Annotated in this window: 14 protein-coding genes; 6 read left to right on the forward strand and 8 right to left on the reverse strand. The window is 73.5% G+C overall.

Annotated elements, in window-relative coordinates; all coding sequences use genetic code 11:
* Window position 1: 1 nt before the first annotated feature.
* The 3 genes from ACSDG8_RS17610 to ACSDG8_RS17620 are packed head-to-tail and all read right to left on the reverse strand — an operon-like array spanning window position 2 to window position 2,177.
* Window positions 2–247 carry a MoaD/ThiS family protein gene (locus ACSDG8_RS17610; protein ID WP_439427054.1) on the reverse strand — a complete coding sequence of 82 codons (246 nt, stop codon included), beginning with the start codon at window positions 245–247 and terminating at the stop codon, window positions 2–4.
* Window positions 248–249: 2 nt separating this feature from the next.
* Entirely contained in the window at window positions 250–1,266 is a 1,017-nt protein-coding gene (moaA, locus tag ACSDG8_RS17615) for a GTP 3',8-cyclase MoaA (protein WP_210895341.1), read from the reverse strand.
* Window positions 1,263–2,177: a fructosamine kinase family protein gene (locus ACSDG8_RS17620; protein ID WP_439427055.1), complete on the reverse strand. Its 915-nt coding sequence runs from the start codon at window positions 2,175–2,177 to the stop codon at window positions 1,263–1,265. The genes moaA and ACSDG8_RS17620 overlap by 4 nt, the downstream gene beginning before the upstream one ends.
* A gap of 152 nt (window positions 2,178–2,329) precedes the next feature.
* On the opposite strand from ACSDG8_RS17620, the gene ACSDG8_RS17625 reads away from it, so the two are divergent.
* Window positions 2,330–3,709, forward strand: a complete 1,380-nt coding sequence (locus ACSDG8_RS17625; protein ID WP_439427056.1) for a DUF4192 domain-containing protein — start codon at window positions 2,330–2,332, stop codon at window positions 3,707–3,709.
* 4 nt (window positions 3,710–3,713) lie between these two features.
* Here ACSDG8_RS17625 and fdhD read toward each other — a convergent pair whose 3' ends face one another.
* On the reverse strand, window positions 3,714–4,574 hold the full coding sequence (gene fdhD / locus ACSDG8_RS17630) for a formate dehydrogenase accessory sulfurtransferase FdhD (protein ID WP_439427057.1): 861 nt from the start codon (window positions 4,572–4,574) through the stop codon (window positions 3,714–3,716).
* A gap of 327 nt (window positions 4,575–4,901) precedes the next feature.
* Between fdhD and ACSDG8_RS17635 the strand changes: the two genes are divergently transcribed.
* The 3 genes from ACSDG8_RS17635 (at window position 4,902) to ACSDG8_RS17645 (ending at window position 7,233) form a co-directional block, all read left to right on the forward strand.
* A complete protein-coding gene (locus ACSDG8_RS17635; RefSeq protein WP_247678774.1) occupies window positions 4,902–5,759 on the forward strand; it encodes an NTP transferase domain-containing protein in 858 nt (285 codons plus the stop codon).
* Entirely contained in the window at window positions 5,756–6,013 is a 258-nt protein-coding gene (locus ACSDG8_RS17640) for a DUF6457 domain-containing protein (protein ID WP_210895345.1), read from the forward strand. The genes ACSDG8_RS17635 and ACSDG8_RS17640 overlap by 4 nt, the downstream gene beginning before the upstream one ends.
* A 65-nt stretch (window positions 6,014–6,078) precedes the next feature.
* On the forward strand, window positions 6,079–7,233 hold the full coding sequence (locus tag ACSDG8_RS17645; protein ID WP_210895346.1) for a T3SS (YopN, CesT) and YbjN peptide-binding chaperone 1: 1,155 nt from the start codon (window positions 6,079–6,081) through the stop codon (window positions 7,231–7,233).
* Window positions 7,234–7,243: 10 nt separating this feature from the next.
* Here ACSDG8_RS17645 and ACSDG8_RS17650 read toward each other — a convergent pair whose 3' ends face one another.
* Together ACSDG8_RS17650 and ACSDG8_RS17655 are read right to left on the reverse strand one after the other, a co-directional pair.
* A complete protein-coding gene (locus ACSDG8_RS17650) occupies window positions 7,244–8,200 on the reverse strand; it encodes a zinc-binding dehydrogenase (RefSeq protein WP_210895347.1) in 957 nt (318 codons plus the stop codon).
* 60 nt (window positions 8,201–8,260) lie between these two features.
* A complete protein-coding gene (locus ACSDG8_RS17655) occupies window positions 8,261–8,719 on the reverse strand; it encodes an Lrp/AsnC family transcriptional regulator (RefSeq protein ID WP_030499444.1) in 459 nt (152 codons plus the stop codon).
* A 107-nt stretch (window positions 8,720–8,826) separates the two neighbouring features.
* On the opposite strand from ACSDG8_RS17655, the gene ddaH reads away from it, so the two are divergent.
* Complete coding sequence (gene ddaH, locus ACSDG8_RS17660) at window positions 8,827–9,612, forward strand: dimethylargininase (protein WP_439427058.1); 786 nt, start codon at window positions 8,827–8,829, stop codon at window positions 9,610–9,612.
* Between the two features lie 67 nt (window positions 9,613–9,679).
* Here ddaH and ACSDG8_RS17665 read toward each other — a convergent pair whose 3' ends face one another.
* Both ACSDG8_RS17665 and ACSDG8_RS17670 read right to left on the reverse strand, forming a co-directional pair.
* Complete coding sequence (locus ACSDG8_RS17665; protein WP_439427059.1) at window positions 9,680–10,903, reverse strand: ABC transporter substrate-binding protein; 1,224 nt, start codon at window positions 10,901–10,903, stop codon at window positions 9,680–9,682.
* A gap of 48 nt (window positions 10,904–10,951) precedes the next feature.
* Window positions 10,952–11,779, reverse strand: coding sequence for an alpha/beta hydrolase family protein (locus tag ACSDG8_RS17670; RefSeq protein ID WP_210895350.1), 828 nt, complete (start codon window positions 11,777–11,779; stop codon window positions 10,952–10,954).
* A 57-nt stretch (window positions 11,780–11,836) separates the two neighbouring features.
* On the opposite strand from ACSDG8_RS17670, the gene ACSDG8_RS17675 reads away from it, so the two are divergent.
* Complete coding sequence (locus ACSDG8_RS17675; protein ID WP_210895351.1) at window positions 11,837–12,427, forward strand: bacterial proteasome activator family protein; 591 nt, start codon at window positions 11,837–11,839, stop codon at window positions 12,425–12,427.
* Window positions 12,428–12,444: the final 17 nt, after the last annotated feature.

Here is a 12,444-nt window from a genome sequence, read left to right on the forward strand (position 1 = left end):
CTCAGCCGCCCGCGAAGGGCGGCAGCACGTCCACCGTCACCCCGGCCGGCAACGGTGTCCGTCGATCATGACAGGCGACGCCGTCGACCAGGAAACTCGCCGCCTTCAGCACCACGGCGAGGCGTTCGCCGTGGCGGGCGGTCAGGTCATCGAGGAGTTCGTCCAGAGACCGGCCCGCGGATGCGGTTTCCTCGGATCGTCCGGCCGCCGCGCGGGCACCGGCGAAATAGCGGACCGTCAGCTCCATCCTCAGCCTCCGATCGCCGACATCGAGCGCGCGGGCTGGAGGAAAGTCGGGTCGTCGATGCCGTGACCGGCCCGCTTGGCCCACATGGCGGCGCGCCAGCGGCGGGCCAGCTCCTCGTCGTCGGCGCCGTCGCGCAACGCGCCGCGCAGATCCGACTCCTCGGTGGCGAAGAGGCAGTTGCGGACCTGGCCGTCGGCGGTGAGCCGGGTGCGGTCGCAGTCGCCGCAGAACGGCCGGGTCACGCTGGCGATCACCCCGACCCGGGCCGGCCCGCCGTCCACCAGCCACGTCTCGGCCGGGGCGGCGCCCCGCTCGGACGGGTCCGGCGTCAGCGCGAACGCGGCGTGCAGGGAGGCCAGGATCTCGTCGGCGGTGACCATCGTCGAGCGGTCCCAGCCGTGCTGCGCGTCGAGCGGCATCTGCTCGATGAACCGCAGTTCGTAGCCGTGCTCGAGCGCGAAGCGCAGCAGCTCCGGCGCCTCGTCGTCGTTCGTGCCCCGCATGAGCACCGAGTTGATCTTTACTGGGGTCAGCCCGGCGTCCGCCGCCGCGGCCAGCCCGGCGAGCACGTCGGCGAGCCGGTCGCGCCGGGTCAGCGCGGTGAAGCGGTCCCGGTCCAGCGTGTCGAGGGAGACGTTGACGCGGTCCAGCCCGGCCTCGCGCAGCGCCGACGCCATGCGGGCCAGGCCGATGCCGTTCGTGGTGAGCGAGATGCGCGGCCGGGGCGTGAGCGCGGCCACCGCCGCCACGATGCCGGGCAGACCCGGCCGGATGAGCGGCTCACCGCCGGTGAAGCGCACCTCGGTGATGCCGAGCCGGGTCACCGCGACACCCACCAGCCGGACGATCTCGTCGTCGCTGAGCAGTTGCGGACCGGACAGCCAGGGCAGGCCCTCGGCCGGCATGCAGTAGGTGCAGCGCAGGTTGCACTTGTCGGTCAGCGAGACCCGCAGGTCCCGGGCAACGCGGCCGTACCGGTCGGCGAGGACGCCGTCGGCCGTCGTCCGGGGGGCGCTCATCCGTCGACCGTAGCGCGCTCGACGCCCCGGAGGGTGTCCCGAGCCGCGGCGGCCACCGCGTTCGCGTACGCCGCGCCGAAGATCGCGGTGTGCACGAGCAGCAGGTGCAGCTGATGCAGGGGCACCCGTTCCCGCCAGCCGTCGGCCGGCGGCCACGCCTCCCGGTAGGCGGCCATCACGCGGTCCAGATGCGGTGGGCCGCCGAAAAGGGCGAGGTGCGCCAGGTCGGTCTCGCGGTGGCCGCCGTGCGCGGCCGGGTCGACCAGCCAGACCCGGCCGTCGGCGCCCCAGAGCAGATTGCCGGGCCAGAGATCGCCGTGCAGCCGGGCCGGCGGCTCGTCGCCGCCGAACTCGCCGATCCGGGCCACGACCTGCTCGACCAGCGCCGCCCCGGACCCGTCGAGCGCGCCGTTGTCGACCGACATGCGTAGGTAAGGCAGGAGGCGGCGCCGGGCGAACCAGTCCGGCCAGGGACCGGGGTCGGGTGTGTTGTCCTGCGGCAGCGCGCCGATGAACCCGGGCCAGTCCGCGCCGAACGCCGGCGCACCGGCCCGGTGCAGCCCGGCCAGGTCACGCCCGAACGCCTCCGCTGCCTCCGGCGTCGGCTCGCCCGGCTCCACCCAGTCGAGCGCCAGCAGGTCGGGCAGCGCGACGAGCACATCCGGCACCGGCACCGAACCCGCCTCGCGCAGCCAGCGCAGCCCGGCCGCCTCGGTGGCGAAGAAGCCCTCCGGCAGCGGACGCGCCGCACGCTCCGGCCACGTCTTGGCGAACACGGAGTGCCCGTCGTCCAGCGTGAGCCGGGAGGCGGCGCAGATTTCGCCGCCGGAGACCGGGGTCTCCCGGATCCGCTGGTGGGTCAAGAAGGTCGGCAGGTGCTCCGGGTGTGCCCGCAGGTACGCCAGGTCCATGAGCGCAAGGTAGCGGGTACCCCGGACAACCGTGGGGCGAGTGACGCCACGGATCGCCGCTGACCTGGACCGATACGCTCCGTATCTGTGGACGGAGCGCGTGTCGTCCACAGGGGCGGACAGTGGCACCTGCGAACGCCCACGCTCCCGGCATGAACTCCACCGAGCAACCCCGCCTCTCAGTCCGCTCCCCGGCCGACATGGTCGCGGCCGTGCCCTACCTGCTCGGCTTCCACCCGGCCGACAGCGTCGTGGTGGTCGCGGTACGCGGCCGGCGCGTCGTCTTCGCCGCCCGGGGAGACCTGCCCGCGCCCGGCGCCGACCCCGGCCCGGCGGCCCGGCACCTCGCACAGGTGGTGGCCCGGCAGGACGCCGACGCCGCCACTGTCGTCGGCTACGGTCCGGCCGCCCGGGTGACCGGCGTCGTGGACGCGATCGGCGACGCGCTGACCGCTGCCGGGCTGATCGTGCTCGACGCCCTGCGGGTCACCGACGGCCGCTGGTGGTCCTACCTCTGCGCCGAGCCGTCCTGCTGCCCGCACGAGGGGACCCCGTACGACCCCGCCGCCAGCCAGGTCAGCGCCGCGGCCGTGTTCGCCGGTCAGGTCGCCCTGCCCGACCGGGCCGCGCTGGCCGCGCAGGTGTCCCCGGTCGACGGGCCGGTACGCCTCGCCATGCGCCGGGCCACCAGCAGGGCCCGCCTGCGCCTGGCCGCGCTCACCGGCGGGACGTCCTCGCAGTCCGGCGGCAGCCCGGGACACGACGGCCCGGAGCCGGTTGACGGCCCCGCACCGGCCGGCAACGGATCGGCGGACCGCTTCGGGCCGAGTGCGGCTCCGGTGGTCGGCTTCGGGCCGGGTGAGGGTCCGGTGGTCGGCTTCGGGCCGGGTGGGGGTCCGGTGGACCGTTTCGGGTCGGCTGACGGTCCGGCGGTCGGCTTCGGGTCGGCTGGCGGTCCGGCGGTCGGCTTCGGGTCGGGTGGCGGTGCGGTGGGTGGCAGTTCCGTGCCGGGGGACGGTGAGGGGCGGGCCGACGGTTCCGGTCCGGGGGACGGCGATGGGCTGGCCGACGGTTCCGGTCCGGGGAATTTCCCACGTGCGGTGCGCACTGCGGGCACGGCGGCGGTGCGGGCCGCGTTCCGCCGGCATCGGCGTGGCGAGCGGCTGAACGACGACGAGGTGGCCTGGCTGACCGTGCTGCTCACCCACATTCCGGTACGTGATCACGCCTGGTCCCGGACCGACGGCCGGGACGCGGACATCAGCCTCTGGACCGACGTGACGCGGCGCGCCGAGCCGGACCTGATCGCCGCGCCGGGCTGCCTGCTCGCCTTCTCCGCGTGGCGCTGCGGGCACGGGGCGCTGGCCGCGGTAGCCCTGGAACGGGTGCTGTCCGCCCACCCCGGCTATTCGCTGGCGGTGCTGCTCGACGAGGCGCTTCGGCGTGGGGTGGCCCCGTCCGAGCTGGACGGGTGGTCCGGCTCCGACGGCGGCTCGGTGCTGCGCCGTCGCCGTCGCCGCCCACGACGCTGAGCCGTCAGCCGCCGATCCGCGCCGCCCCGGTGTAGACGTTCATTGTCGGCCCGCGCAGGAAGCCGACAAGCGTCATCCCGGCCTCCTCGGCCAGTTCGACGGCGAGCGTGCTGGGCGCGGACACCGCGGCGAGCAGCGGAACACCCGCCATCCACGCCTTCTGGGTGAGTTCGAAACTGGCCCGCCCGGAGACCAGCAGCACGTGCCCGGCCAGCGGCAACCGCCCCTCCCGGGTGGCCCAGCCAATCACCTTGTCCACCGCGTTGTGCCGGCCGACGTCCTCCCGGAGCACCACCATCTCCCCGTCTGCGGTGAAGAGGCCGGCCGCGTGCAGGCCGCCGGTGCGGTCGAAGGTGCGCTGTGCGGCCCGCAGCCGATCCGGCAGCGCGGCCAGCAGTTCGGCGGTGACCGTCAGCGGGTCGTCCTGGACGGCGAACCGCGAGCGGGTACGCACCGACTCGATGCTGGCCTTGCCGCACACGCCGCACGAACTGGTGGTGTAGAAGTTGCGCGACGGATCGGTGACCGGCTCGGGAACACCGGGAGTGAGCACCACGTCGACCACGTTGTAGGTGTTCGGGGTCTCCGTACCGGCACAGAGCTGAGCGGTGTGCACGTCCTCTGCCGAGCGGATCAGCCCTTCGGTGAGCAGGAAGCCGATCGCCAGGTCCAGATCGTCGCCCGGGGTGCGCATCGTCACCGCGAGCGGCCGACGCCGACCCGGCCCGGCCGCGCCCACGCGGATCTCCAACGGCTCCTCCGCCGCCAGGGTGTCCTGGCGACGGACCCGGCCCCGGCCCCGGCCGTCGCCTGTCGCGTCGAGGTCGATCCGCAGCACGCTTCGCCGGTCTGTCGCCCGTCCCATGCCGCCATCCTCCCCGGGCCCTCCGCCGCCCGCACCTCACCCCCGCTCCTGGCCTGGCCTTCACCTGGCCTGGCCCGACCTGGCCCGACCTGGCCCGACCTGGACCGTGATGATCGACACCAGATCGCCGAAGTGGCGGTATCGGAGGGCCCTGGATGCCACCACTTCGCCGAAAAGGAGTTGATCAACGTCGGAAAACCGCCAGAACAGCCGGGCACATGCCCGAGTCCTCGGTCCGAGCCGGGATGCGGCGATCGTGGCCGTGGATAGGGTGAGGCGGTGACGGGGTACGCGGCGGTGGTCCTCGCCGGTGGCGCGGCCCGGCGGATGGGCGGCGTGGACAAGCCCGCTCGCCCGGTCGGCGGCCGGTCGATGCTGCACCGGGTACTGGCCGCGGTGGCCGATGCGGACCAGCGGATCGTGGTCGGCCCGTCCGGTCCGCTGCCCGACGGGGTTCGGACCACACATGAGGATCCGCCCGGGGGCGGGCCGGTGGCTGCCACAGCGGCCGGGCTGGCGCTGCTCGACCCGGGTACGACGACAGTCGCCCTGCTTGCCGCCGATCTCCCGCTGCTCACCGCCGCCGCGGTGACCGAGCTGCGGCGCGCGCTCGACGCCCCAGCCACCGAGCAGCCGCACGCCCCATCTGCCGGGCAGTCGCACGCCCCAGCCACCGAGCGGCCGCACGCCCCAGCCGCCGAGCAGTCGCACGACCCGGCCACCCAGCAGTCGCACGACCCGGCTGCCGAGCAGACACCCGCGCTCGGCGAGCCGATCTTCGCCGTGACCGAGCTGCAGCGCGCGCTCGACGCTCCAGCCCACACGATGTCGCACGCCTCAGCCATCGAGCGGGAACACGACCCGGCCGCCGACCGGGAACACCACCCGACCACCGAGCGGGAACCAGCGCTTACCCCGGACGAACCGACCGCCGCGCTCGCCTGTTACGTGGACGGCGACGGCCGCCGCCAGCAGCTCTGCGCGGTGTGGCGGCTGCCGGCCCTGCGGACCGCCCTCGACCGGCTCGCCGCGACGCGGGGCGGCACGCTCGACGGGGCGCCGGTACGCGGGTTGCTGACCGGTGTCGCCGTACGCGAGGTGTCCTGGTCCGGCTCGGGTCCGCCGCCCTGGTTCGACTGCGACACTGACGAGGACGTACGCCGGGCGGAGGAGTGGTCGAGATGACGGTCCTGGACGACTGGGTCACGGCGGTCTGCGCCGAGTTGGACCTGGACCCGGCCGGGGTGCCGGTGCCGATGGTGCTGGACGTGGCCCGGGACGTGGCGCATCAGGTGGTCCGGCCGGGTGCGCCGGTCACCGCGTACCTGCTGGGGTTGGCGGTGGGGCGCGGCGCGGACCCGGCGGCGGCGGCCGAGCGGCTCAGCGCGCTGGCCGGCTCCTGGCCGGTGGATCTGGGTGGGTCCACGCCCGCGGAATAGCGCCTCGGGCTTGATTCGGCGGCCGCCGCGCGTGGGTAGGGTGGCGGGAACGGACGGAGGCGATCATGACGGCAGACCACCCCTCGGCGCCGGTCGACAAGCCTGCCGGCGCCGCGCCGGAGCATCACGCCACCGGCGCCACGTCGGCGCACCACGCCACCGGCGGCGCGCCGGAGCATCATGAGTCGATTCTGCTCGACGAACCGACCACGGCTGACCTGCGCGCGAAGGTCACCGAGGCCTGGCGTGAGTTCGCCCGGGCGCTCGCCGAGCGGTTACGCGTCCTGCCCGCCGGTGGTCACCTGGAGGTGACACTCGATCCGACCGCCTCCGGCACCGGGGACGCCGTCTACTCGGTCAGCGTGGACGCGGGCGAGGAGGGTCGCCTCTCGGCGCGGGCGGTCGGCAACGCCACGCTGCCGCAGGGCTACCGGCTGGACCGGGCGGCGGTGGCCGACATGGTCGCGCTCGGCTGGTCGCCCCCGGGCGTGGTGCCGGGCTCGGGCGAGCAGTTCGGCCTGGACTGCGGTGCCGACGAGTCCACCCGGCTGGCCGCCGTGCTCTCCCGGACCCTGCGTGACGTCTACGGCGCCCCGCACCCTGCCTTCCTCGTCTACCTGGTGCACGACGTCGAGGGTGAGCCGCTGCCGGTGGAACCGCTCGGCACCGCCCGCAGCGAGTTCGGCCCGGACCGGGACGTCGAGGCCGACCTGGACGAGGCGCTGGCTGCGGCGGCGACCGCCCAGGCGGACGAGAACGACGTGCTGGCGCTCGCGGAGCGGGTGCGCACGGTCGTGTCGACGATGCTGAAGTCGACCTCCGATCAGCTCCAGGTCGACTCGGACGGTGACATCAACATCCGGGCCGGCTCGGCGATGGTGTTCGTCCGGGTCCGCGACAACCCGCCGCTCGTGGACGTCTTCTCGCCGGTGCTGACCGAGGTGGAGCCGACGGAGCGCCTCTACGTGAAGCTTTCCGAGCTGACCAACCGGATGCCGATCGGGCGGCTCTACTGCGCCGACGACACGGTGTGGGCGTCGATCCCGGTCTTCGGCCGCAACTTCCAGGCCACCCACCTGATGCTGGCGGTGCAGGTGATGACCGGGCTGGCCGACGAGTTGGACGACCGGCTGCACGGCGAGTTCGGCGGTAAGCGTTTCTTCGGCGAGGGCGACAAGCCGGCCCGCAGCGAGGAGCACCGCACCGGCATGTACCTCTGAGCCGTCCGGGTCAGCGCACGTCGAGCAGGGTCTTGCCCATCGTTTCCCGGGCCTCGATCGCGGCGTGCGCCTCGGCGGCCCGTTCCAGCGGGAAGCGCCGGCCGATCAGTGGGCGCAGCCGTCCGGCCGCGCCCTCGGCGAGCGCGGCCTCGGTGAGGGCGCGCAGTTCGTCCGGGCCGGGCCGGGGCCGAAGCAGCGTCACGCCGCGTGCGGCGGCCGACTCGGCCGGGATGTCCGCCCAGGCGCCGCTGGCCAGGCCGAAGCTGAGCATCCGCCCGCCCGGGTCGAGCAGGTCGAACGCCTCCCGGGCGAGCGGTCCGCCCACGCCGTCGAACACCACGTCGACGGCGCCGACGGCGTCCCGGACCCGGTCGGTCCAGCCGGGCTGCCGGTAGTCGACCACCACGTCGTGCCGGGCGGCAACGAGCGTGGCGACCTTCGCCGGGCCACCGGCGGCGGCCACCACCGTCGCCCCGGACGCCGCCGCCAGCTGCGTGAGCAGCGATCCGACGCCGCCGGCGGCCGCCTCGACCAGGACGCGGTCGCCCTGCCGCAGCCCGGCCGCACGGGCGAGCATGAGGGCGGTCCGGCCGTCAGCCATCAGCGCCACCGCCGCGTCCAGCGCCAACCCCGGGGGTACGGGGACAGGAGCGCCCTGGTCGACCACGACGCGCTCGGCGTACCCGCCGGTGCCGCCGGTGGCGGTGACCACGACGCGCCCGGCGAGCGCCTGATCGACGCCCGCTCCCAGTTCGGTGATCGTGCCGCCGACGCCGTTGCCGGGGATCAGTGGCAGTTCGGCGCCGAACGGCCCGAAGCCGGTGGCCCGGAACATCGTCTCGACGAACGTGATGTTCGCGTGTGCCACGTCGACGAGCACCTGGCCCGGTCCGGGCGCCGGGTCGGGTGCCGTGCCGGGCACGAGCACCTCAGGTCCGCCGAACTCCCGTAGCCACACCGCACGCATACCGCCCCCTCGCGTCTCGCCGGTCACCGTGTCAGTGCACGACATGAAGCGAGGTTGAGGTCAAGGCGTGGACGGCCCGACGCCGGGGGACTCGACCAGCCGGGAGAGCACGATGGTGCTGCGGGACGAGGTGACGAACGATTCGGCGCGCAGCCGTTCGAGCGCTTCCTCCAGGTGCGAGATGTCCGCGGCGCGCAGGTGCACGAGCGCGTCCGCCTCGCCGGAGACGGTGTACGCGCCGACCACCTCGGGGTGCCGCCGGGCGGCGGCGCCGATCTGTGCCGGGGTGGTCCGGCCGGCGCAGAACAGCTCGACGAACGCCTCGGTGGTCCAGCCGACCGCGGCCGGGTCGACGACGGCGGTGAACCCCCGGATCACCCCGGCGGATCGGAGTCGGTCGACCCGTCGCTTGACGGCGGGGGCGGAGAGTGACACCCGGGTGCCGATGTCCGCGTACGAGGCGCGGGCATCTGCCACGAGCAACGCAATGATTCGCTGGTCTACCGCGTCTATCTGCAACGTTCTGCTCCCGGGAAGCAATGCTTGTGGCTGTTACCAAAGTTGTACCGTACCTACTCTTGGTGACCGTGAACCAGCAGCGAGTCTCGCGAAAGCGGACATATCTCATGTGCTCGCCCGAGCACTTCACGGTCGAGTACGCGATCAATCCGTGGATGGACGTGACCACGGCGGTCGACGCCGACCTGGCGGTCAAGCAGTGGGACCGGCTGCGCGAGACGCTCGTCGGGCTCGGCCACGACGTGCACCTGCTCACCCCCGAGGCGGGGCTGCCGGACATGGTCTACGCCGCGAACGGCGCGTTCGTGGTCGACGGCACGGTCTACGGCGCCCGGTTCAAGCACGAGCAGCGGACCGCCGAGGCCGCCGCGCACCGGGCGTTCTACGAGGAGCAGGGCTGGCGGTTCATCGCCCCGAACGAGACCAACGAGGGCGAGGGCGACTTCGCGTACCTGCCGGAGGCCCACGGTGGCCTGGTCCTCGCCGGGTACGGCTTCCGGACCGAACCGGCGGCGCACGCCGAGGCGCAGGAGGCGCTCGGGCGACCGGTGGTCTCGCTGCACCTGGTCGACCCGCGCTTCTACCACCTGGACGTGGCGCTCGCCTCGATCGACGACGAGAACATCGTCTACTACCCGGGCGCCTTCTCCCACGCCAGCCAGAGGGTGCTGGCCCAGTTGTTCCCGGACGCGATCGTCGCCGACGACGAGGACGCGCTGGCGTTCGGGCTCAACCTGGTCAGCGACGGGCTCAACGTGGTGCTGAACAACGAGGCGACGCGGCTGGCCGGCAAGTTGAAGGCGGCCGGCTACCACCCGGTCCCGGTGGAGCTGGCCGAGCTGAAGAAGGGCGGTGGCAGCGTGAAGTGCTGCATCGCCGAACTGCGGCACTGAGCCACGCCTCGGCGCGAAGGGCGGCCTCCCGGTGGGGAGACCGCCCTTCGGCGCGTGCGGGAGCCGGTCAGCCCAGCGTGGCCAGCTCGTTGATCACGATGTTGGACAGCAGCCGGCCGTCGGTCTGCACCCGGCGCAGGTACCACTTCTGCTGCGGGGTGCGGGTCTGGTTGAACTGCCAGGTTCCGCGCGGGCTGTCCACCTGGCCGATCTTGCCCAGCGCCAGGTTGACCTGCTGCGGGGACGGGTTCGCCCCGGCCAGCCGGATCGCCTTGTCCAGCACCAGCGCGGCGTCGTAGGAGGCCATCGCGTACGTGGTCGGCGCGGAGTTGAACGTCTTCCGGTACGCCGAGGCGAAGATCCGGTTCGCGGTGTTGTTCAGGTCGGCCGAGTAGTTGAGCGCGGTTTCGAGGCCGTTCGCCTCGATCAGCTTGCGGTCGCGGCCCTTCTCGCCGTCGTCGAGCTGGTCCAGCGCGGTGCCCTCGGTGAGGAACCCGGGGGCGTAGATCGGCCCCCGGTAGCCCTGGGCGTAGAGCTGCTTGACGAACTGGACGGCCTGGGTGCCCGAGTAGTGGCAGAAGATCGCGTCCGGCTTCCGCCCCAGCGCCTTGCGGATCGGCCCGGCGTACAGCTCTCGCGTGGGGTTGTCGGAGTCGTCGGTGAAGATCGGCTCCTCGGTGAGCCGGCGACCGCGCTCGTACGCGCGCCGCAGCCCTTCGAAGACGTCCTCGCTGCCCTGGCCGCGGGTGCCGAAGATGGCGATGCGGCTGGACGCGTCCAGCTTCTGGCGCAGGTACTCCCCGAGCGCCTCGCCGGGCTCGGTCAGCACGTATGACGTGCGCCAGATGTAGACGACGCCCTGGAGCGTCGAGGGCGACGCGTTGGAGCCGATCAACGGCACCCGGGCCTGCTCGACCGAGTCCTTGATGCCGGTCATGACGGCCGGGCTGACCACGCCGGTGAGCGCGAGCACGCCCTCCTTGAGCAGCCGCTCCACGGCGGCCTTGCCGGATGCGGCGGTGGTGCCCTCCTCGGCGGGCACCAGCGTGACCGGGTGGCCGGCGATCTGCTGGCCGCGCAGGCGGAGGTAGAGCTGGAAGCCGTTGGTGATCTCGTCGCCGATGGCCTTGTTCGCCCCGCTGCCGGGCACGATCAGCCCGACTTTGATCGGGCTGCCGGACCCGGACTGCTCCCCGGTGTCGTCCTCCGCGGAGCCGCAACCCGCCGCCAGTCCGGTGGTACCCAGCGCGGCCAGCAGTTGCAGGGCCCGCCTGCGGTTCATCTGTGCCACCGATTTCCTTCCCGACGGGGTGGCTATGGTGCACACCCCTTCGGCGTTCTACCTGGTCGGCGACGCTGCGTCAATGCCTTGAAGATCATCGTGAAACGACCGCAACGCCTGCGTCACCCGGGGCCAGGCGGTGGAGTCCGGGTCGATCAGCCCGAAATGCTCGCATTCGGGCAGCTCAATCAGCGTGGAAGTGCCCCCGGCGGCCCGGTCGGCGGCCACCCAGGATCGGCTGATCGAAACGGGAACCTGCGCATCCAGTTCGCCGTGAATAACTACGGTACGTGTTGATGCGGGTACGAATTTCGACGGATCCGCGTCCGCGTACCGGTCCGGCACGTCCTCCGGAGAGCCGCCGAGCAGCGCGGCCACCGCCCCGCCGTCCAGGTCCAGCCGGTACGCCTCGGCGAGGTCGGCCACCGGCGCCAGCGCGAGCACCCCGGCGACCGTCTGCGGGGCGTGCGCGGCCACGTACAGGGCCAGGTGTCCGCCCGCGGAATGGCCGATCAGGATCGGCGGTACGGACGCCACCCGGCCGGGCAGCGCCGCGGCGGCCAGGCCGGGCAGCGCGGCGACCCCGGAGCGGACGTCGGTCAGCGTGTGCGGCCAGCCGCCGCCCGGTCGGCCGGTCCGGCGGTACTCGATCTGCGCGACCGGGTAGCCGAGCGCGGCCAGCGCCGCCGCCATCGGGCCGGTGTGGGCCCTGTCGTACTCGGCTCGCCAGAAACCGCCGTGCACCACGACGACGAGCGGCCGGGGCGGCCCGTCGCCGGCGGGCCGGCGCAGGTCGGCGAGCTGGTCCGGGTGGTCGCCGTAGGCGACTGTCGCGTCCGGCGGCGGGGACGGGCGGGTCAGCACCTCACGCGGGTCGGAGAGCATGCGGCGACGGTAGCGCCCCCCGGTCCGGCCGCGTGCACATGGTCGGCGTGGGTAAAGATGGGTGCCATGACCGAAGCGCATTCCGGACGGGACGACGAGCAGGGCAACGATGGCATCCCCGGCACCGTGGTGGTGGTCGGGCCGGACGGCCGCCCGGTCGGCACGGTGCAGACCGAGGAGGGCGCGGGCGAGGACCCGACCCGCCTGGTCGAGCAGCCGGCCAAGGTGATGCGGATCGGCAGCATGATCAAGCAGCTGCTGGAGGAGGTGAAGGCGGCGCCGCTCGACGACGCCAGCCGGAACCGGATGCGGGAGATCCACGAGCGCTCGATCGTGGAGCTGAAGGAGGGCCTCGCGCCCGAGCTGCGCGAAGAGCTGGAGCGGATCTCGCTGCCGTTCACCGAGCAGCAGACGCCGAGCGAGGGCGAGCTGCGGATCGCGCACGCCCAGCTGGTGGGCTGGCTGGAGGGCCTGTTCCACGGCATCCAGGCCGCGCTGGTGGCCCAGCAGATGGCCGCCCGCGTCCAGCTGGAGCAGATGCGCTCGGGCCGTCAGGCGCTGCCCAGCGGCCCCGGCGGCGTGATTCCGGGCATGCCCGGCATGCCCGGCGCCGGCGGCGAGGGCCACGCGCCCGGCCAGTACCTGTGACCTGCCGGCCGGGGCGC

It is taken from the genome of Micromonospora sp. LA-10 (assembly GCF_051853095.1).
Classification (GTDB): Bacteria; Actinomycetota; Actinomycetes; order Mycobacteriales; family Micromonosporaceae; genus Micromonospora; species Micromonospora echinospora_A.